The sequence below is a fragment of the Streptomyces lacaronensis genome (assembly GCF_047337785.1).
GTDB lineage: Bacteria > Actinomycetota > Actinomycetes > Streptomycetales > Streptomycetaceae > Streptomyces > Streptomyces lycopersici.
Map to the genome: position 1 here is coordinate 2,123,620 of NZ_JBLHDK010000003.1, position 18,795 is coordinate 2,142,414.

Here is an 18,795-nt window from a genome sequence, read left to right on the forward strand (position 1 = left end):
GGACCGGCCGTGAGCCGGTCCGGTCCCGTCCGTCACTCCTCGCGGCCCGGACGCCGATCCCCGGCGTCCGGGCCGCTGTGTTCCGCCGCGATGCCGAAGCGCCGCCGTTCGCCCGGAGCGGACGAGGTGGGGCGCATCGAGGACACGGTGCTGATCACCTGCTCCTCCCCGCCCGTCTCGATCTCCTCGAGTCGCCGCAGGTCCGCAGCGGACACCAGGGCGACAAGCGGCTTCCCGTGGCGCGTGACGACCACCCTCTCGCCGCCGTACACCACGCGGTTGATCAGCTCCGCGAGCTCTGCACGGGCTTGCGTCACCGGAATCTCGTAAGCCATGCTCCTAGCTTACGAGGCATCCGTGGAGTCCATCAGTTCCACTGGGCGCAAGGAAAGACCAGGTCAGATGCCTCTCGGCTGCCGCCTCTCATACAGTCCGTGAGATATGTGTGAGAGGCGGCAGCCGTCTGTCAGCCCTACTCCTCTGCCTTGGCCGGGCATCGCGTCTTGCCGGTCGACGACTGCGTCTTACCCTTGCCGGTGAGGATGAGCTCACTGCCACACTCGCGGCACCGCCACCTCCGCTGGTCATCCATGTCAACCTCGCGAGCGTCCACGTCCACCTCGTGACCGAGTGACGCAAACCACTCCAATCCGGCCTCCGCGCGAATGGCCGACCACTCGGCGGCTGGGGGGCGTTCCGGGAGTCGCGAGCCGGGACGGCGCAGGTACCAGCGGATGAGTTCGCGTACGGCCTCAGGGGCGCCGGCTATCAGATGCCGTGCCAGGTCCGTGACGATGATGCCGCATGACGACCAGCCTGAACACGGAGGTTTCAGGCGCCGTCCGTGACGCCATGGCCGCGCTGGATGTCCTCTTCGCGGTCACCCCGAACCCCGACCTGCCCCGGAAGGACATGCGGAAGTTCGTCGACGAGGCAGCCGCCAGGATCAAGGCGATCCGCGCGTTCAACGCTCTCGTCACCGAAGAGGACATCACGGTCGTGGAGTGGCCCATGGTCACCTTCAACGAGAAGGTCCGCAGCGGATTCAGGGCCCACTACCTGGAGAAGGATGGCGTCCGCCCCCTCATCGTCCCCAAAAACCAGGCACCCACCGAACGCCTCCACGCCGCCCGCCAGCTCCTCACTCACCAAGGAGTGACGGCTCGCCGCACACTCCGCGCCGAGCCTTCGGCAGCGTAATCCGCTCCCCAAGAACGGCCAGGCCGGTGATCCCGGTCATCCCTTATCGACGGGACAGGACGGACAATACGCCGGGTTCTGTTCCGCTCAGGGAGCGATCACGCTCTGACCTGCATGTTTATGGACATTCGGCGGCGGTACCAGCCCTCTGAGACTTCTCAGGGGCTTTCAGCCGAGGTCCGAGAACCACGCCTCGATGGCGGACAGTCCCCGCGCGCCGGCCTGCGGCATGAAGTGCGTGTAGGTCCGGAGCGTGAACGCCGGGTCGGAGTGCCTCAGCCATTTCGCCAGCGATACGATCGACTCACCGGCTTCGAGCATCACCGAGGCGTACGTATGGCGCAAGACGTGGAAGTCGTGCTCACGGCTCGGTTCCCATACGCGCGACGGCTTCTCCCCCGGCTGCCGCTCGGGCAGCAGCGGGATGGCTCCCACGTTGGCGAGCGCGGGCTTCCAGGCCTTGGTGTTCCAGGTGGTGCCGTTGATCGCGCCGCGCCGACCGGCGTACACGAGCAGCGGAACGGTGACCTTGCGCCGATCCTCGCGTGAGAGGTCGGGCTCCTCGGGATCCAGCCACGGCAGGGTGACGTCAAGCGGTTCGAAGCGTTCCTGGTGAGTGAGGAGCCGCTTCGCGAGTTCCTTCGGCAGAGGCACGTCGCGTTCCTTGCCGCCTTTGGGCGGACCGAAGTACAGCGCGACTTATACATGAGGATCTGGCGTTCCACGTGGATGCCCTTCAGCCGGTGGCGACCTCCAGCGCGCCGAGCAGGGTGAGCTGCCGGTTCTTGTCATGGGAACGCGTCGGCTACCCACACCACCGCCCGTGGTGGCAGCAGCCGCAGCCGTTTCGCGATCGTGGCCACCGCCGATCCCGCCACCCTCTGTGAGAAACCCTGTGCCGCTCAAAAAGTCATCGCCGCAGCTGAGCGGGGTGCGGTCAGTTCGCTGGGATCATGCCTTGCATGATCGTGTCCTTGTTGTACAAGGTGACCCGGAAGCTGCTGACGGTTCCCTCGGTACTCCTTCGCCGTCCCGCGACGCAGGAGCACCGATGGAAAGTGAGCAGTCTGACCAGCCAGGCCAGGCCCGAGCCAGTCGTGGGACCCAGCATCCGGCGCGGTGCAGCGACTGCAGTTCTTCCTCTCGGAAACGCGCTGGGACCATGAGCGGGTCAACGCCCCTACGACTCAAGGGCTGCTGGTGTGCCGACCCGGAAAGTTCACAGCCAGCAAGGCAGCGCCCACGGCAGGGCTGTGACGACCCCGCCCGGCCGTGGCCTCCGTTAGGAGGCGGCCAAGCCGCAGTTTGCCTGCGCGGGATGATGGACAGCGGCGCGTTGGCGCCACGACTGAGGAGAGAAAGGTGGGTCGGTGGCACGGGACGCGGAGATCACGACGGCCGAGCAGGCGGCGAACGACGGGCTGGTGCTGGCATTCGGCCGGTTGCAGGGAGCCGCGAACCGACTGGAGTACATCCTGGGCCGGGCTATTGAGGAAGAGTGCGGGATCAGTCACCTGATGTTCGAGGTGCTGCTGATTCTGGGACGGGCCGGCGGGCCGGGGATGTCCATGCGGGCCATCGCCCAGGAGCGGGTCCTCACCACGGGTGGGGTGACACGGCTGGTGGACCGGATGGAGACAGCGGGCCTCGTGGCCCGCGAGCAGAATCCAGGGGACCGCCGGGGACGGCTGGTCACATTGACACAGCTCGGAGAGGAGACCGTGGTACGGGCCGCCCGTCTGCACGCGGAGAACGTGCAGCGGTTCCTCCTCGATCCACTGCCCGCGGACCACCGAGAGCAGTTCACGCGCGACCTGCGGACAGTGAGCCTGACCGCGCGCGACGCGCTCCCCCGCCTGCGCTGAGCAGTCCTCCGGCACGCGCCGCCCGAAGCCGGGGCGCCGACGCCCGGAGAGTGGCGGGGCCGGGAGTTTTACTGGGACGGAATACCTGACGAGTCAGATACTGTTGTGTCAGGCGAATGGCCCGCGGAAGGCGGGTTCCGCGACCGAGAGGCACACCCCTGATGAAGCTCGTCTACGTCTTCGACGCCTACTGCGGCTGGTCGCACGGTTTCGCGCCAACCTTGACCGAGCTCGTCCGACGTCGCCCCGGTCTGGACGTGGAAGTGGTTTCCGGCGGACTGTTCACCGGCCCGCGCCGGGTGCCGATCCGGGAGTTCGGGTACGTCCAGGGTGCCAACGCCAAGATCAGCGAGCTGACCGGGGCAGAGTTCGGTCCCGGTTACGCGCGGCTGATCGCGGACGGCTCGTTCGTGATGGACTCCGAGGCCGCCGCACGGGGTGTGGCCGCGTTGCGCCAGGCTGCGCCCAACCGCATCGTGGAACTGGCCGCCGCAGTGCAGCATGCGTTCTACGTGGACGGCCTGAGCCTGTCCGACCCGGCCACCTATCGCGCTGTCGCCGAAGCGGCCGGCCTGGACCCGGACACCGTCGCCGAACTAATCGCCGCACCGGATTCGGCCGAAGCCGCGAAAGACGACTTCGCGCGAGCGGCCAGTCTGGGCGTGGACAGCTTCCCCACCCTGCTGGCCATCGAGGGCGACCGCACGACAGCCCTGGCCGTCGGCCATGCCACCACCGACCAGATCGACCAGGGCCTGGACGCCCTCACCGCCGCGTCCTGATCGACTTCTCCTCGCTCCAGCCCCTCCTTGCCCCGCTCCCCTCTCCCATAGAAGGAATCATCATGAGTACCCTCGACTTCAAAGTCATCGACCTGGACTTCCCCTTCGGCTCCAAGAACAAGACCGCCACTTTGATCACTGGCGAGGAGCAGGCGTTCCTGATCGACGCCGGGTTCACCCGCGCCGACGGCCACCGCCTGGTCGCCGAGATCCTCGACTCCGGCAAGGCGTTGGCCAGGGTCTTCATCAGCCACGCCGACCCCGACTTCTACTGGGGCGCCGAGGTGATCGCGGACGCCTTCCCCGAGGCCGAGATCGTCGCGACCCCGCTGGTGATCGAGCACATTCAGGCCGCGTACGAGGGCAAGCTCAAGACCTGGGAGACCGTCGGCGTCAACCGTCCCACCCGGCTGGTCGACCTGGCCGAACTGACCGGCGACATCACCTTCGAGGGCCATGTGTTCCAGCTCAGGGGCGGCCGCCCCGGCCTGCCCGACCGCCACTACCTGTGGCAGGCCGAGCACCGGGCGATCGTCGGCGGCGTGCTGCTCTTCCAGAACGAGCATGTCTGGGTCGCCGACACCGCCAGGCCCGAAGACCGCGCCGTGTGGATCGAGCTGCTCGACGAGATGACGGCCCTGGACCCCACCTTCGCCGTACCCGGCCACCGGCTGCCCACCACCACCGTCGACGCGAGCCCGATCGCCTACACCCGTGACTACCTCACCGCGTTCGAGGCCGAACTGGACAAGGCCGACAGCGGCGAGGCGCTGACCAACGCGCTGGTCGCCCGCTATCCGGACGCGGGCATGCTCATCGCGGCGCAGCTCGGCGCCAAGGTCGCCAAGGGTGAAATCACCTGGGGCTGACCCGCCCCGCCCGCAGTTCGGTGCCGGACTTGGCAGACACCCGGCACCGAACCGCCACACCCCGCGCCGCCTGCTGACGCGTCGCGCGGCGGCCTGGGCGGCCGCGCCCGTCGCCTGCGTTTCCCCTCCCTCGCTGCTTGCTCGTGCCCACCCACCGATAAGGCCACCACCATGAACGAGACGACCGACTTCCACACCTCCACCGCCCCTGCCGATGTGGTGCGGCGCCAGTATCTCGCATCCGCCCGCGGCGACCTCGAAGCCCTGCGGGCCACCTTGGCCGACGACGTGGAATGGACCGAGATGGCGGGCTTCCCCCTGGCCGGCACCTACCGCACCCCGGGCGGCGTCACCTCCGCAGTCATGGAACGGCTGGGCAAGGACTGGGACAACTGGACCGCCCATGACGACACCTACATCGTCGACGGAGAGAACGTCGTGGTCCTGGCCCGCTACACCGCCACCAACAAGAACACCGGCAAGGACATCAACGTCCGCGTTGCCCACCACTTCATCGTCCGCGGCGGCCACATCGTCCGCTTCGAACAGTTCGTAGACACCGCCAAGGTCCGTGAGGCAATGTCGGCCTGACATCTCGTTTCGCGGTTTTGAGTGATCACCCACCGGAATTGAAGGCCAGGTAGATCAGGACCGCGTTGAGGCCGATGATGAGCACGCTGGCACCGCCCGCCAGAGCAGTCGTGAGCGGGCGGTTGACCCTGCGGGGTTCCACAACACGGCCACCTGTGATGACCTGCGTTTCTACGCCGCTCGCTCGTATTCGTTGATGAGGCCGCCGAGACGCTGTCGGCGCTTGATCCGCTCGTGAGAAGGATCGGCGATGGGGTGGTCGGGCCGTGGCGGGTGGAGTTGTTGTCCGCGGTGGGGCCTTCGTCCGTTGTAGTGCTGGATGTACTCGTTCAGCACGGTGCGTAGGTGGCGTCGGCCGAAGATGAGGATCCGGTCGGTGACCTCTGAACGGACGGTGCGTACGAATCTCTCCGCGTACGCATTCACTTGGGGGCACCGCGGAGGGATCTTTACAACTTTGATGCCCTCGCTGGCGAGGACCACGTCGAACGACCTGCTGAACTGGCTGGCCCGGTCGCGTATGAGGAAGTCGCACTCGGATGCGCGGTGGCCGAGGTCCATCAGGAGCCCGCGGGCCTGTTGCGTGGTCCAGGGGCCGTCCGGATGGCCGGTCACTCCGAGGACGTACACGTACCGGGTGCCGACTTCCATCGCAAAGAGCACATACAGCCGCCGCAGGGTGACGGCGCAGTCCACGTGGAAGAAGTCGACGGCGAGTGTGGCCTGGGCCTGGGTGCGCAGGAAGTGCCGCCACGTTGTGTCGGTCTGCCGTTCAGGTGCCGGGGGTATCTTCCGGCGTTTGAGGACTCTGCGGATGGTGGAGGCGCCCACGCGGTGGCCGAGCTTGAGCAGCTCGCCCTGGATGCGCTGGTATCCCCACGAGGTGTTCTCCCGGGCGAGTTGTTCGATGAGCCTGGCGATCGCCTGGTCGATCGGCGGGCGGCCGGTTCGGTTCGGGTACGTCCACTTCTTCGTCACCAGTCGGCGGTGCCACCGCAGAATCGTGTCGGGTGTGACCAGACGGTGCCGTCGCAGTCGCCGCGGCAGCTGTCGGATCAGCGCGGCGAGGTACCCGCGGTCGGCCCAGGTAAAGCGCGGCTTGGGGTTCGTGCGGCGCAGCACCGCTACCTCGTGCCGCAGAACGAGCAGCTCGATGTCCTTGGATGTGGAAGAGCGGCAGAGGAGCACGCACCAGCCGAGCAGCCGGGTGAAGATCAAATAGAGCAGACGTAGCGGCACAATCCGAGTCCTTCCCAGCGAGTACTACTCCACTCATTACCGCTGGTCATCGCGCCGGGCCGAGTTCTGGAACCCCGCACGCCGCGGCCGTCGCCCCGACGCCCGCCCGGGAGGAGGCTGACCGGGACGAAGCTTGCCCGCGGCTGGGTGAAGAAGCCGAGTCCCATCGGCCGAGCTGGCCTACGAGGAAGACTCGGGTCCGTCGTCGCCGTACTGCCGGTGTCGGGTCATCGAGCGGTGAGGACGTGCGCCCACGGCTCATCGATGTCGGCCAGCCCCAGCACATGCAGTGCCAGCGCGACCAGTCGGCATCTTCCCCCACGACCAGCCCTCCGCTCGAGGCAGGAGGACGGCTAGCTTAAACCGGAGATTTCGGGGCCGGTGGCGTTGCCAGCCAGGTCGTCGCAGATGGCAGAACTGGGCCTCCTGGAAGCCCAGCAGCTCTGGCCTCGGCCACGGCATGGTCACCCACCCCGTTGGGAACGAGCTGACGCTCCCGCTGACCTTCCCCCCAGCTGGAGCGATGCTGGGGGAAGCCGTGTCCGCGTCGGGGCGATCACTCCTCCGTCGATGAGCGCGACGTCTTCATCGGCGAGGAACTGTCCGGGCTCGATTCGTGCGGGGCAACGCGATCACCATGCCTCCCCATCGCGGGGTCAGCCTGTGGGTCGACACACCACACGAAGACGTCTCGGATCTCGGTGATGTCAGTGACGGCGGGCGAACCGTCCGGCAGCCTTCATGGCCAGGGGGGCCGCCGCAAAGGCCGCAACGAGCTTGATCGTGTCCCCCAGAAGGAACGGCGTGACACCCATCGCCACTCCCTCGGCGAGGTTGGCGCCGGTGACGGTCATCAGCACCGGCACGCCGATGGCGTAGATCATGGCGCTGCCGGCGAGAAGTGGTGCCACGCGACCAACGACGGAGCGCCCTTCCAGCCTGACCGAGAGCAATCCGGCGATCATGGCGGCGGGGATCGCGCCAAGCAAGTAGCCGGCCGACGCGCCAGGGTTACCGGCCGCGTGCTCCGCGAACCACGGGACGCCGGCAAAGCCAGCAGCCACGTACAGGGCGAGCGACGCACCGGCCCTGGCCCACCCAAGAGTTATCCCCGTCAGTAGCACCGCCAGCGTCTGCAGCGTCATGGGCACGGGCGTCCCCGGCAGAGGCACGGCGATCTGAGCCGAAGCCCCCACCGCGGCCGCGGCCGCGAGCGCGATGCCCGCTTCCCGCAGAAGGACCGCAGATGCCTGACGGGTCATGATGGGTTGGTGGGCTCGCTGGTCCAGCTGGTGCGGCTGGTGCGGCTGGGACATGAGGTCATCTCCTTTAAGTGCCGGGTTGCGATGCGCAGGCGCGCCAAACAAAACTAACGTACGTACGTATTAGAGTCCACAGCGATCTAGCGCACGTTCGTATCGATGGAATCAGCGCAGAACTCTTGCCATCTGGCCGAGACGCTTCTAGCTTCCACAAGCTAGTGATTGTTCGTTTCACGGGAAGGTCAGCTCATGTCCGCGCCTCAAACCCCACTCTCGCCCAAGCCGCCGCCGGATGTGTCCCAGCTGCTGGACAGCCCGGAGATGCAGGAGCTCATGCGCCAGCGTCGCCGGTTCTTCCGGTGGTCCCTGAGCGTCTTCTTCGGCTCCCTGGCCGTTCTGTTCGGCTGGGCCGCGCTGGCTCCGTCCGGGTTCGGAACGCCCATCGGCGGGGGCACGAGCCTGGGCTTGCTGGTCGGGCTCGTGTTCGTCGTCGTTGTCTTCACGCTCACGACGCTGTACGCGCGGCAGGCCGAGCAGTGGGACGTCCTCATCGAGCGTCTGGCCGAGCGCTGGACCGCCGAGTCCGGATCGCAGACGGAAGAGGAGGGCTGACCGATGGCCTCAGACTTCAACATCACTGCTGTCCTGGTCAGTTGCGCGTTGGTCGCTGTCACACTGTTCGCGACCTGGGCCGCGTCCAGGCGCGCAAGCTCAAGCTCCGAGTACTGGACGGCCGGCAGCAGCATCTCCGGCCGCACCAACGGAGTCGCCATTGCCGGCGACTTCCTTTCCTCTTCGTCCCTACTCGGCTACACAGGCCTGGCGTTCCTCTTCGGCATCGACGGCGTGCTGTACGCCATAGCGGCCTCCGGGATCTTCCTGGTGGTCCTGTTCCTGCTCGGTGAGAAGATGCGGAACCTGGCCCGGATCACCCTCGCCGACGCACTCACCCTGCGTCTTCGGTCGCGTCCGGTGCGCATCGTGTCGGCAGTGTGCAGCGTCTTTGTCAGCCTGCTCTACATGGTGGCGCAACTCGTGGCCGGAGGGGTGCTACTCGAGGCCCTGACCGGGATCGGGTTCGTCTGGGGAGTGACGATCGCGGCGGCGCTGATGCTGACCTACGTACTGTTCGGCGGCATGCTTGCGACGACCTGGGTCCAAGTGATCAAGGCACTGCTGCTGATGGTGGTCGTCCTGCTGCTGACCGTGCTGGTGCTGGTGCGCATCGACGGCAACCCGCTCGACGTCATCAGTCAGGCGATTTCGCAGTCCCCGCACGGGGACGGGTATCTCACGCCCGGGCTCACCTTCAAGACGCCGCTGGACCTGTGGTCCATGGCGATCGCCGTGACCTTCAGCGCGGTTGGTCTGCCGCACGTGCTGATGCGCTTCTTCACGGTTCCGGACGCCCGACAGGCGCGCAGGTCCGGCGTGTGGGCAGTGGGCTTGATCGGCGGTTTCAACGTGCTGATCGCTTTCCTCGGGCTGTCCGCGCGGGCTGCGCTCGGCGAAGAGGGTGAGAAGGCGGCAGGCACCGGAGGCAACCTCGCGCTGCCGGAGCTGGCGCAGTGGCTGGGCGGCGGGGACACCTTCTTCGGCGACATCCTGCTTGCCCTGGTGGCCGCGGTGGGCTTTGCCACCATTCTCGCCGTGATGGCCGGCCTTGTGCTGGCTGCCTCCGGAGCGATCGCCCATGACCTGTGGAGCACCCTGCAGGAGACCAGTGACAAGCAGGAAAAGCGCGTCGGCCAGGTCGCTGCCGTGGTCCTGGTCGCCATTGCCCTGGGCGTAACGCTCGCCATCGGTGGGGGGCAGAACGTCACCTTCATCGCCACCCTGGCCACGTCCACAGCCGCCAGTTCCACCTTCCCCGTGCTGCTGCTGACCCTGACATGGCGTCGGATGACGACTTCCGGAGCTGTGGTCGGGGCCCTGACCGGCCTGATCAGTGCCCTGACGCTCATCTTCCTGGGCCCCTCGGCCTGGCCCGGCGGCGCGGAGAGCGCGCCGTTCCCCCTCGCCTTCCCGGTCCTGATCTCCATTCCCCTGGGCTTCCTCGGATGCGTGCTGGGCAGCCTCCTCGGCCGCGAGCGTCCGGACGAGAAGGCATTCGCCCGGGTGCAGGTGGGCGCCCTGACAGGCATCGGCACGCTGAGGGGTGTGCAGGACGAGCGGCCGTCGGCCGATGGAGACGAACCGGCAGCGGTGGGCACGTCGGATTCGAGGTAACTCTGGCCCCTCCGGGCCATGCACGGCACGAGCCGGTGGGCTGTCGACCGAGTGCGGCTGCCCACCGGCCCATCCTGCTCGGTTCGAGGAGCGGTCCAGCAGGCTGAGATCACCGTGACGATCCCGTCGGTGACCCACTACCCACATGGAGGCACACGCTCGCCAGATGCCCGTCTTGGCAGCGATGCGCGCGATCGTGCGAGTGCTGAGCAGAGCGCAGGTTCGTCGCGTGATCCCGAGCGCCGCGCCCACCGACGGAATTGAACGCTTCTTGACGCTCACTCATCAGCGGCCGGCGACTCGTGAGGTGACGTGACCGGAGCCGCCGGTCCACGGGATTGTCGTCGGCGGTTGAATCCTGGTTCTGGATCACTTTCAGTGCCGGAGCCACGGAGGGTCACCACAACCGCGATCACGAACGGCCTCACGCCGCGAGGAGGATCCGCTTGCGGAGTAGGTCGAAGTTGGCGCGGCCGAACATCTGCCGCTTGATCATCTTAACCTTGTTGTTGTGGCCCTCGACGGCGCCGGAGCTGTAGCGGAGGCTGAGCCCGGCGACGACGGCGTCGAGGTCCCGGCCGAGGCCGGTGACAAAGCCGTGCAGGGCGGGCACGTCGTCAGCCTGCTCGCGTTCTATCCATTGACCGAGTTCGCGACCCCGGCGGTCGTTCATCAATTCGGCGAAGCCGCCGACGTGTTCGGCGGTTCGGTCGAGGGCGGGGCAGCGGGTGAGAATCTGCTTGAGCTGCTGGGCCTGGTCGTCGTCGAGCCGGTCGGGACGGCGGGTGATCCAGCTGGTCACGTCGCGCACGGACGGCGCTTTGCGGGGCGGATCGTCGTGCGGGAAGGCTTCGCGGAGCCGGGGTGCCGACGGAGCGGTCGTAGATCCGGAGGAAATCGGCGCCCTCGCCGTGTTCCTGATCTCCGATGACGCCAAGAACATCAACGGGGTCGACCTCGTGATCGACGGCGGCGCAACGCAGACCTTTCAGCTGCTCGATCGAATCTGAGTGTGAAGCATGCCGCAGGCCTTCTCCAGAGGCCGCCCGGTCCTCAGCGTGCCGATCCGGCACGGCTGCGGACGAGTCCTTCCTGGGCACCGGACACGATGAGGTTCGCGTTGAGGTCCGTCATTCTGCAGGTGGTGAAGGCTCTCCCTCCCTCGCTGATGGGGCTCCGCTGTTCGCACATCAGCCATGCGTCAGCCCGCGGTGGAAGGTGGAACCAGAGCGCGTGATCGAGGCTCGCCCCGTCGACCGGATCGGAGTACCAGGACTGCCCGCTTGGGAACAGAGCCGAGTCCAGAAGAGTGAGGTCTGAGGCGTAGGTGACCAGGGCCGCATGCAGCAATGCGTCATTGGGCGGTGTGCCAGCCGTCCGCATCCAGAAGCGCTGCACAGGTTCACGAACCCGCCCCTTGGTCAGTCCGGTCGGTTCCTCCACGAACCGCAGATCGAAGGGGTGGGGAGTGGACCACCAGTCCGGCAGCATCGCGCGGTGAGGATCCAGCCAGTACTCCAGCGAGGGGGCCGCGTCCGGGCGCGGCACGGCCGGTGCCACCACATCCTGATAGTGGGGACCGTCCTCGGGTGACTGGAAGGAGCACATCAAATGCACGATTTCCCGGCCGTGTTGGGAGACCGTCACCTCACGGACGGTGAAGGACCCGCCATCGTGAAGCCTCTTCACAGCCAGATCGAGCGGTACGCAGGAGTCGCCAGGCCGGATGAAGTAGGCATGCAGTGAGTGGGGCACGCGGGTGTCAGGGACGGTCCGCCCTGCGGCGATGAGTGCCTGTGCCAGTGCCTGACCGCCGAAGAGGCGGGGTAGCCTCCTTCGGGCGTACGGCCCGCGGAACAGATCTTGCCCCACAGCGCGGATATCCATCACGCCAAGGAGTTCGTCGAGTTCGGCCTGCTGGTCGTCCGTCACCATGACATCTGCTTCCCGAGGGGTATTTGAGGGATGCCCCGGAACTGACTGCGGCGAAGGGAACCGGCGATCGGCATGGTCACTTCGCACTGGTCCGTGCCGCCCGGGCTCCAGATATCGCTGGCAGCGTGGGCCGGCCGCGGTGCGAGGACGACCAGGAGGTCGCCGGGGCGCATAGGGGCCGAGAACGACTCCCGGGAGACGAGCGTGTGCAGCGAATCGGCCAGTTCCGCGACAGGGTGGTTCAACACCCTGTCGCCGTTGACGAGGGCGGTGAGCTGCCCCTTGGAGGTCTCACGAAATTCGTCGGGAGTGATCAGGTACGGCCCCCAGGCGGCGGGCCCGTCCGCGTAACAGGTGTAGCCAGCGATCACCTCGGGGGCGCGGGCCGTTGGCACGCGAGCGCAGTCGTAGCCAACCACAGCTGCGAGTCCGGGGCGCCAACTGATTTCATCGTTCGCGGAGTCGGCTTCATCCACCGCCGCTGACACTGAATTCCTGCCCGGTGCGCGTGTGGTGGAGCTGGGGGCACTCTGGCCGGGGCGCTGGCTGTCGCCGTCGAAGCGGATGATCCGAGGAGGTTGGGGAATCGGAGGCAACAGGTCGACGTCGTCGAGCTTGTGGTCCGGGGCGAGGCCGACGGAGTTCATGGCAATTCCCATGAGGTCGTCACCGCGCAGGGCCTCAATCAGGGTCGGGGCCTCGAACGCAGGACGAGCGCCGAGATCCAGGACCTCGGCGCCCTCCAGCAGCCCCCAGGATTCACGACCGGCGTGAGTGAAGGAGAGCAGCTTCACGTGGGTCTACTCCAGGTTGGTGCCGGCCGCGGGGCCTTCGAGGAAGCGGTTCGGCTTGAGGAAAAAGCACAGCACCAGGGCGCCATTGGGCGCCGAGGCACGGTGCTGGTTGCCCTTGGGCCGCCAGGAGAAGTTGCCGACGGTCGTCTCGCCCTCAGCATCGACGATGCTGCCTTCGAGAACCCACGTCTGCTCGATCTCCACGTGCTCGTGCAAAGGCAGCACGGCACCGGGCTCCCAGCGGAACAGGGCGGTCAGCAGCCCTGTCTCCTCCTCGCGGAGCAGGACCTTCATGTCGATACCGGGGAACCCGGTGGGCTTCCACGGCAGCTTCTCCACGTTGACGTAGCGGGAGGCAAGAGGCGGTAGGGCGTTCAGATCGTCGGCCATGGGCGTAATGGCGGGCATGAGATCTCCTCTCGATGTGCGATGCCCGGACAGGCGTACTTGGGCTGCCGGGCCTGGGAGTCAGAAGGACCTGGGGAGGCCGAGCAGCCGCTCGCCCAGGTAGTTGCGGATCATGTCGTCGGTGAGCGGCGCGAAGGTATAGAGGCGAGCGTCGCGGAAGTAGCGCTGCATGGGGTATTCGCGGCTGAGACCGGCGCCGGCCATCAGGCGCATGCCGTTGTCGGCGGCCTGGGTGGCAGCCTCGGATGCGGCCAGCTTCGCCATGGCCGACAGGACGTCGGCGCGCTCCCCGGCGGCTTCCGCGCTGGCTGCGCGGCGTGTCAGTTCACGGGCAGCTTCGATGCGTACGGCGTCGTCCACCATGCGGTGCTGGGGCGCCTGGAAGCCGCCGATCGATCGTCCGAAGGCCTGGCGCTCCTTCGCATACGCCAGGGCCGTCTCGTGCGCGCCGCGGGCGATGCCGAGTGCGGTGGCAGCGGCATTGAGCCGCTCCCCGTTGAGAGTGGCGAGGACCTGCCGGAAGCCGCGACCGGCCTCTCCCAGAACTGCCCCGGCCGGGATCTTTACGTCGTCGAAGTTGACTTCGCAGGTGTCGAGCCCGTGGATGGCGACGGTCTGGAGTTCCCTGACGTCGATGCCGGGAGTGGACAGCGGCACCAGGAACATGGTGATGCCGTCGATCGCCGACGGCTCCGGCGCCGCGGTCCGGGCGACGACAATCGCGTGCTCGGCGTTGGCCGCCCCGGAGATCCAGGTCTTCGTCCCGTTGAGGACCCAGCTTCCGTCGTCTTGGAGGTCAGCCTTGGTGCGCATCACTCGCGCCACGTCCGTGCCGCCGTCCGGCTCGGTCAGCGCGAAGGCCACCATGGTCCGGCCCTCAAGCAGCGGCGCCAGGATCTCCTTGCGCTGGAGCTCACTGCCATGGGACGTGAGCAGCTGCACGCCCATGTACTGGACGACCAGGCACACGGCCATGGAGGTGGCGGTGGCGCCCAGTTCCTCGAGCACGACCGTCTGGCTGCGAGGGTCGGCGCCCTCCTTGCCGTCAGCACTGGCTTCCAGGCCGATCAGGCCCGCCTCCCCGAGCGTTGTGTACAGCTCTTGGTCGAACTGCTCGGCCTCGTCGAGCGTGCGCAGTCGCTCGTCCGTCGCCTCGCCGGCGACGATCTGGCGGACCAGCGAGCGCAGTTCGGCGCGCTCCTCGTCATCACCAGTGGGGGAGGAAATGCTCATTGCGCTACCTTCATCAGTTCCTGTGGCACCGCGGTGGGCAACAGCGCTGCCGGTCACAGCAGGCTCATGCCACCGTCGATGCCGATGACCTGCCCGGTCATCCACTCGTCGCGGGCGGCGAGGCGCGTGATCCAGACGGCGATCTCCTCGGGCGTGCCGGTACGGCCCAGCGGGATCTGTTGTGCCCGCTGCTTGAGGAAGGTTGCGGCCTGTCCCCGGTCCATTCCGGCTTCTGCGAAGAGGTTGGTCTCCGTCGGGCCCGGGGCGACCGCGTTGACGCGCACGCCCGACGGAGCGAGTTCCAGCGCCCAGCACCGTGTGAGCTGCGCGATCGCTGCCTTGGACGCCGCGTACAGCGCGTTCGAGGCACTCGGACGCAGGGCGACGGTGCTGGAGATGTTAACGACCGCGCCGCCGGACTGAGCCAACGAGTCCTGCAGAGCCTGAGTGACCAGAGCCGTGCCGACCACGTTCACGTCGAAGAGGCGCCGCGCCGACTCCGGTGCGGTCTCGGCGAGCGACCCCTGCAGGAGCAGGCCCGCGGAGTTGACCAGGAAGTCCACGCGTCCCCAGCGCCCGTGCACCGCGCGGGCCGCCTCGGACAGGGCCGGCTGGTCCCGAACGTCCACCGTGCAGGCGTGGCCCGCCGGGTGCTCCTTCAACCAGCTGAGGCTCTCAGCGGTCAGGTCCCATCCGGACACGGCCGCTCCGCCGTCCAGCAGCCGCTGCGCGACCGCCCGTCCGATGCCCGAGCCGGCGCCGGTCACTACGCCGACGAGCCCCTTGTACTCCTCAATCCTTACGGGAGTGTCCACCTTGGTCTGGCCGCCTTCCTGGGTCATACCGGAGTAACCGCCTGGCGGCGGGCGGCCGGGGTCGCGGGCCGACGGCCGTAAATCCGGAGGCGTTCGGTCAGTTCGCGGCGCAGGTCGTTCGCGGGCACGACGGCGTCGACGGCGTTCTCGTTGGCGATCTTGAACACGTCGATGCCCTCGGCGTATTCGGCCTGCTTCTCCGCCACGAACTTCTTGCGCTCGTCGGGGTCCTCGATGGCCTGGATGCGGTTGTAGTGGACGCCGTTGACGGCGGCGTCCGGACCCATCAGGGCCGGCTTGGCGGTGGGCAGCGCGATCACGGAGTCCGGCCGCATCGGCGCCCCGGACATCGCGAGATATCCGCCGCCGTAGGCCTTGCGCACCAGCACGGCGATGCGCGGAACCCGGCTCTCGGCGACCGCGAAGAGCATCTTCGCGCCGTGGCGGATGATGCCCTGCCGCTCGACCTCGGAGCCGATCATGTAGCCCGCGATGTCGACGAGGAAGAGGATCGGGATGTTGAAAGCGTTGCAGATCCAGATGAAGCGCGCGGCCTTGTCGGAGGAGTCCGGGAACAGGACGCCACCGCGGTGGATCGGCTGGTTGGCGACGATGCCCACGCTGCGGCCGTCGAGGCGGGCGAACCCGGTGACCATCTCCGGGGCGAACAGTTCCTTGTAGGGGAAAAAGCTGTCCTCGTCGAAGACCGCGTCGATCAGTTCGTGGACGTCGTAGACCTCCGACTCCCGCAGCGGCACGACCTGCTCGACCGTGCGCTCCGAGCCGGGCTCCAGCGCATCGGTGGCCGGGGGCTTCTGTTCCCAGTTGGAGGGCAGGTAGGACAGCCAGACGCGAATGGCCGCGATGGCTTCCTCGTCGTCCTCCACGAGCGCGTCGCCGAGGCCCGAGGTCCGGCAGTGCATCTCGGCGCCGCCCATTTCCTCCAGCGTGACCTGCTCGCCTGTCACCATCTCGGCGAGCCGCGGCGAACCGAGATAGGCGGTCGCGTTGCCCCGCACCATGACCGTGTAGTCACACAGGGCGGGCACGTAGGCCGAGCCCGCCGGGGACGGCCCGAACAGGGCGCAGACCTGCGGGATGCGGCCGGAGATCTGGACCTGGTTGTAGAAGATGTTGCCCCAGGCCCGTCGGCCGGCGTAGCTCTCGAACTGCTCGTCGATACGGGCTCCGGCCGAGTCGAAGAGGTAGACCAGCGGGATGCCTGCCTCGTCGGCGACTTCCTGGGTCCGAGTGATCTTCTCAAAAGTGCGCTTGCCCCAGGTTCCGGCCTTGACGGTGAAGTCGTTGGCGATCACCGCCACGTCACGCCCGTCGACCTTGCCGATGCAGGTGACGACCGCGTCGCCGGGGAGTCCCTCCTCGAACCGGGCGAGCAGACCGTCCTCGAAGGACCATCCATCGTCGAAGAGCAACTCCAGTCGTCGGCGCACCAGCATCTTGCCGGAGTCCAGGACCTTCGTGCGGTTCTTCTCCGGACCTCCTGCCCGTGCCTGCTCCAAACGCTGGGCGAGCTCCTCATGGACTGATTCGGTCATGGTTCCCATCCGATTCGCCAACGATGTGTATTGCTTGACCGCGCTGAGCGGCATGAATAGCGTAGCTAACGAACGCTTGTAAGTTAAGAGGAGGATGCAGATGACCACGACTGACGGGCATGACGAGCGTCACGCAGTGACGGGCCAGTCGGAGCACCACTGGGAGGACCTGAAAGCTGGGGACGTGCTGCGAGGCCCGGGTGTCACGGTCACTGACGCGCACCTGGTGAACTGGGCCGGTCTGACCGGCGACTGGGTGTCGCTGCATCTGAACGAGGACTACGCGTCCACCACACCGTTCGGCGGACGCATCGGCCACGGCCCGCTCTCCCTCGCGTTGTCGCTGGGACTGATCACTCAGACCGGCCGCTTCGGCAACGTCCTGGCGTGGCTGGGTCTGGACGAGGTGCGAGCCACCGGCCCTGTCCGGGTCGGCGACACCATCCGGCCCGTCGCCGAGGTCGCCGAAGCGCGCCCTTCTTCCAAGCCCGGACGCGGCGTATGGACCCTCTCCTACCGCACACTGAATCAGCGCGACGAGACCGTCATGACCTTCACCAGCAGCTTCCTTGTCAAGCGCCGCGACGGCTGAGCAGCCTAGACGCTGAAGACGGCGGCCCCGGCCGGTGCATTTGCACCGGCCGGGGCCGCCGTCTTCAGCGTGTGCCATGCCGTTGGGCTACGGCTTGCACTGCATCAGTGCCGCTCGCCGCAGTCGGCACACCAGCTCGTCGCGCTGGTTCAAGGCACGGTGCTCGAGCTTGACGATGCCGGTGCCAGGACGGGACTTGGACTTCCTCGTCTCCAGCACCTCGCTCTCGACGCGGATGGTGTCGCCGATGAACACCGGCTTGGGGAAGGTCACGTCCTCGAAGCCCAGGTTGCCCACGGTGGTTCCGAGCGTCAGGTCCGCGACGTGGATGCCGGCGACGAGGCCGAGCGTGAAGACGCTGTTGACGATGCGCTGACCGTAGATGGAGCCCTTGGCGAACTCCTCGTCCAGATGGAGAGGTTGCGGGTTCATCGTCAGTGACGTGAACAGCAGGTTGTCCGTCTCGGTGACCGTCCTGGTGGTGCTGTGCCGCACCACGTCGCCGACCACGAACTCTTCGAAGTAGAGGCCACTCATGCGGTTTCCGTCTCCTTGCTTTCCTCGTGCACGGCAAGGATTTCCCTGGCGTGCTGTGCATGGGCGAGGTCGATGTGCTCACCCTCGAACATCACGGCGCCCTGCCCCAGTGCGGCACCGCTCTCGTAGGCATCGACCAGGCGCCGCAGCCGGTCGATCTCGGCAGCGCTGGGCCCGTACTCGTCGTTCACGATCGCCGCGTGCGAGGGATGGATCAGTACCTGCCCGCCGTAGCCGAGCCGGCTGTTGGCGCGGGCGAACTCGCGCAGCCCGTCGAAGTCCTTGATCTCCTGCCAGAGGCCGAGAACGATGTGGCGCAGGCCTGCGGCCCGTGCAGCAAGGACGACCTTGCTGCGCAGATACAGGGTCTCCGCGCCTTCTGCCGTCCAAGTGAAGCCGACTTCGCGGGAGATGTCGGCGTCCTTGGCCGCTGCTGCCATCAGCGACATCACGCGGGGCGCGGCAGCGATTTCATCGACGGCTGCGAGCGAGCGCGCCGTCTCCAACGACGGCATCAATCCCACGCTGCCCCTGGCCATCCCGCGCTCGATCTCCGCGGCCGTGACCAGAGCGTCGTAGGCGACGACGTCGTCTCGCCCGTAGACCTTGGGCAGCAGCAGCCCGGTCAGGCCCGGCCGCACGACAGCAGCGATGTCCCGGGCGAAGTGCTCGGTGTCCAGCGGATTGATCCGCACGAAGACGCCGATGGAGCTCCCGGCGAGCTGGTCGACGGAGCTGGCGACCGCTTCGCGCGCAGCCTGCTTGGACTCCTCGGGAACAGCATCTTCGAGGTCGAGAATGACGGCTTGGGCTCCGGCCCGCACCGCCTTCGCGACCCAGTCGGGCTTATGTCCCGGAACGAACAGCAGCGAGCGATAGGGCTTCATG

22 protein-coding genes and 1 pseudogene are annotated in these 18,795 nt (G+C 67.3%); 9 read left to right on the forward strand and 14 right to left on the reverse strand.

The annotated features are described in order from the left end of the window. Window positions 1-32: 32 nt before the first annotated feature. Window positions 33-335 (reverse strand): type II toxin-antitoxin system Phd/YefM family antitoxin, encoded by a 303-nt coding sequence (locus ACMTAK_RS09275; protein WP_020866580.1) that lies wholly within the window; start codon window positions 333-335, stop codon window positions 33-35. Window positions 336-804: 469 nt separating this feature from the next. On the opposite strand from ACMTAK_RS09275, the gene ACMTAK_RS09280 reads away from it, so the two are divergent. Continuing rightward, entirely contained in the window at window positions 805-1,200 is a 396-nt protein-coding gene (locus ACMTAK_RS09280) for a hypothetical protein (protein ID WP_413805757.1), read from the forward strand. A 168-nt stretch (window positions 1,201-1,368) separates the two neighbouring features. On the opposite strand, the gene ACMTAK_RS09285 is transcribed toward ACMTAK_RS09280, so the two are convergent. Beyond that, complete coding sequence (locus tag ACMTAK_RS09285) at window positions 1,369-1,854, reverse strand: site-specific integrase (RefSeq protein ID WP_413805758.1); 486 nt, start codon at window positions 1,852-1,854, stop codon at window positions 1,369-1,371. A gap of 85 nt (window positions 1,855-1,939) precedes the next feature. After that, window positions 1,940-2,069, reverse strand: a pseudogene (locus ACMTAK_RS09290) (IS630 family transposase); the annotation flags it as partial. A 501-nt stretch (window positions 2,070-2,570) separates the two neighbouring features. Between ACMTAK_RS09290 and ACMTAK_RS09295 the strand changes: the two are divergent. The 4 genes from ACMTAK_RS09295 (at window position 2,571) to ACMTAK_RS09310 (ending at window position 5,307) form a co-directional block, all read left to right on the forward strand. After that, the gene (locus ACMTAK_RS09295) at window positions 2,571-3,065 is read left to right on the forward strand and encodes a MarR family winged helix-turn-helix transcriptional regulator (RefSeq protein WP_413805759.1); all 495 of its coding nucleotides are present in this window, start codon (window positions 2,571-2,573) and stop codon (window positions 3,063-3,065) included. Between the two features lie 161 nt (window positions 3,066-3,226). Beyond that, complete coding sequence (locus ACMTAK_RS09300) at window positions 3,227-3,847, forward strand: DsbA family protein (RefSeq protein ID WP_413805760.1); 621 nt, start codon at window positions 3,227-3,229, stop codon at window positions 3,845-3,847. 62 nt (window positions 3,848-3,909) lie between these two features. Then, the gene (locus ACMTAK_RS09305) at window positions 3,910-4,716 is read left to right on the forward strand and encodes an MBL fold metallo-hydrolase (protein WP_413805761.1); all 807 of its coding nucleotides are present in this window, start codon (window positions 3,910-3,912) and stop codon (window positions 4,714-4,716) included. Window positions 4,717-4,887: 171 nt separating this feature from the next. Next, the gene (locus ACMTAK_RS09310) at window positions 4,888-5,307 is read left to right on the forward strand and encodes a nuclear transport factor 2 family protein (RefSeq protein WP_413805762.1); all 420 of its coding nucleotides are present in this window, start codon (window positions 4,888-4,890) and stop codon (window positions 5,305-5,307) included. 171 nt (window positions 5,308-5,478) lie between these two features. Here ACMTAK_RS09310 and ACMTAK_RS09315 read toward each other — a convergent pair whose 3' ends face one another. After that, a complete protein-coding gene (locus tag ACMTAK_RS09315) occupies window positions 5,479-6,546 on the reverse strand; it encodes an integrase core domain-containing protein (protein ID WP_413805763.1) in 1,068 nt (355 codons plus the stop codon). Window positions 6,547-7,253: 707 nt separating this feature from the next. Continuing rightward, entirely contained in the window at window positions 7,254-7,862 is a 609-nt protein-coding gene (locus tag ACMTAK_RS09320) for a biotin transporter BioY (RefSeq protein WP_413805764.1), read from the reverse strand. 195 nt (window positions 7,863-8,057) lie between these two features. Between ACMTAK_RS09320 and ACMTAK_RS09325 the strand changes: the two genes are divergently transcribed. Both ACMTAK_RS09325 and ACMTAK_RS09330 read left to right on the forward strand, forming a co-directional pair. Continuing rightward, window positions 8,058-8,420, forward strand: a complete 363-nt coding sequence (locus ACMTAK_RS09325) for a DUF485 domain-containing protein (protein WP_413805765.1) — start codon at window positions 8,058-8,060, stop codon at window positions 8,418-8,420. Between the two features lie 3 nt (window positions 8,421-8,423). Next, complete coding sequence (locus ACMTAK_RS09330; RefSeq protein ID WP_413805766.1) at window positions 8,424-10,037, forward strand: solute symporter family protein; 1,614 nt, start codon at window positions 8,424-8,426, stop codon at window positions 10,035-10,037. Between the two features lie 424 nt (window positions 10,038-10,461). On the opposite strand, the gene ACMTAK_RS09335 is transcribed toward ACMTAK_RS09330, so the two are convergent. Further along, entirely contained in the window at window positions 10,462-10,839 is a 378-nt protein-coding gene (locus ACMTAK_RS09335; RefSeq protein WP_413805767.1) for an ISL3 family transposase, read from the reverse strand. Between ACMTAK_RS09335 and ACMTAK_RS09340 the strand changes: the two genes are divergently transcribed. Beyond that, window positions 10,823-11,047 carry an SDR family oxidoreductase gene (locus ACMTAK_RS09340; protein WP_413805768.1) on the forward strand — a complete coding sequence of 75 codons (225 nt, stop codon included), beginning with the start codon at window positions 10,823-10,825 and terminating at the stop codon, window positions 11,045-11,047. The genes ACMTAK_RS09335 and ACMTAK_RS09340 overlap by 17 nt on opposite strands. A 43-nt stretch (window positions 11,048-11,090) precedes the next feature. Here ACMTAK_RS09340 and ACMTAK_RS09345 read toward each other — a convergent pair whose 3' ends face one another. Genes ACMTAK_RS09345 through ACMTAK_RS09370 form a run of 6 tightly spaced genes read right to left on the reverse strand, consistent with a single transcriptional unit; the run spans window position 11,091 to window position 16,778 of the window. Beyond that, window positions 11,091-11,972: an acyl-CoA thioesterase gene (locus ACMTAK_RS09345; RefSeq protein ID WP_413805769.1), complete on the reverse strand. Its 882-nt coding sequence runs from the start codon at window positions 11,970-11,972 to the stop codon at window positions 11,091-11,093. Beyond that, on the reverse strand, window positions 11,966-12,766 hold the full coding sequence (locus ACMTAK_RS09350) for a hypothetical protein (RefSeq protein WP_413805770.1): 801 nt from the start codon (window positions 12,764-12,766) through the stop codon (window positions 11,966-11,968). The genes ACMTAK_RS09345 and ACMTAK_RS09350 overlap by 7 nt, the downstream gene beginning before the upstream one ends. 6 nt (window positions 12,767-12,772) lie before the next feature. Next, window positions 12,773-13,174, reverse strand: a complete 402-nt coding sequence (locus ACMTAK_RS09355) for a cupin domain-containing protein (RefSeq protein WP_413805771.1) — start codon at window positions 13,172-13,174, stop codon at window positions 12,773-12,775. 60 nt (window positions 13,175-13,234) lie between these two features. Next, on the reverse strand, window positions 13,235-14,464 hold the full coding sequence (locus ACMTAK_RS09360; protein WP_413805772.1) for an acyl-CoA dehydrogenase family protein: 1,230 nt from the start codon (window positions 14,462-14,464) through the stop codon (window positions 13,235-13,237). Continuing rightward, a complete protein-coding gene (locus tag ACMTAK_RS09365) occupies window positions 14,461-15,249 on the reverse strand; it encodes an SDR family NAD(P)-dependent oxidoreductase (RefSeq protein WP_413805773.1) in 789 nt (262 codons plus the stop codon). Before ACMTAK_RS09365 ends, ACMTAK_RS09360 begins: the two co-directional genes overlap by 4 nt. Continuing rightward, on the reverse strand, window positions 15,246-16,778 hold the full coding sequence (locus ACMTAK_RS09370) for an acyl-CoA carboxylase subunit beta (protein ID WP_413805774.1): 1,533 nt from the start codon (window positions 16,776-16,778) through the stop codon (window positions 15,246-15,248). Before ACMTAK_RS09370 ends, ACMTAK_RS09365 begins: the two co-directional genes overlap by 4 nt. Window positions 16,779-16,878: 100 nt before the next feature. On the opposite strand from ACMTAK_RS09370, the gene ACMTAK_RS09375 reads away from it, so the two are divergent. Beyond that, complete coding sequence (locus ACMTAK_RS09375) at window positions 16,879-17,370, forward strand: MaoC family dehydratase (protein ID WP_413805775.1); 492 nt, start codon at window positions 16,879-16,881, stop codon at window positions 17,368-17,370. Window positions 17,371-17,457: 87 nt separating this feature from the next. On the opposite strand, the gene ACMTAK_RS09380 is transcribed toward ACMTAK_RS09375, so the two are convergent. Together ACMTAK_RS09380 and ACMTAK_RS09385 are read right to left on the reverse strand one after the other, a co-directional pair. Then, entirely contained in the window at window positions 17,458-17,907 is a 450-nt protein-coding gene (locus ACMTAK_RS09380) for a MaoC family dehydratase (RefSeq protein ID WP_413805776.1), read from the reverse strand. Beyond that, window positions 17,904-18,794, reverse strand: a complete 891-nt coding sequence (locus ACMTAK_RS09385; RefSeq protein ID WP_413805777.1) for an HpcH/HpaI aldolase/citrate lyase family protein — start codon at window positions 18,792-18,794, stop codon at window positions 17,904-17,906. The genes ACMTAK_RS09380 and ACMTAK_RS09385 overlap by 4 nt, the downstream gene beginning before the upstream one ends. Window position 18,795 lies beyond the last annotated feature (1 nt).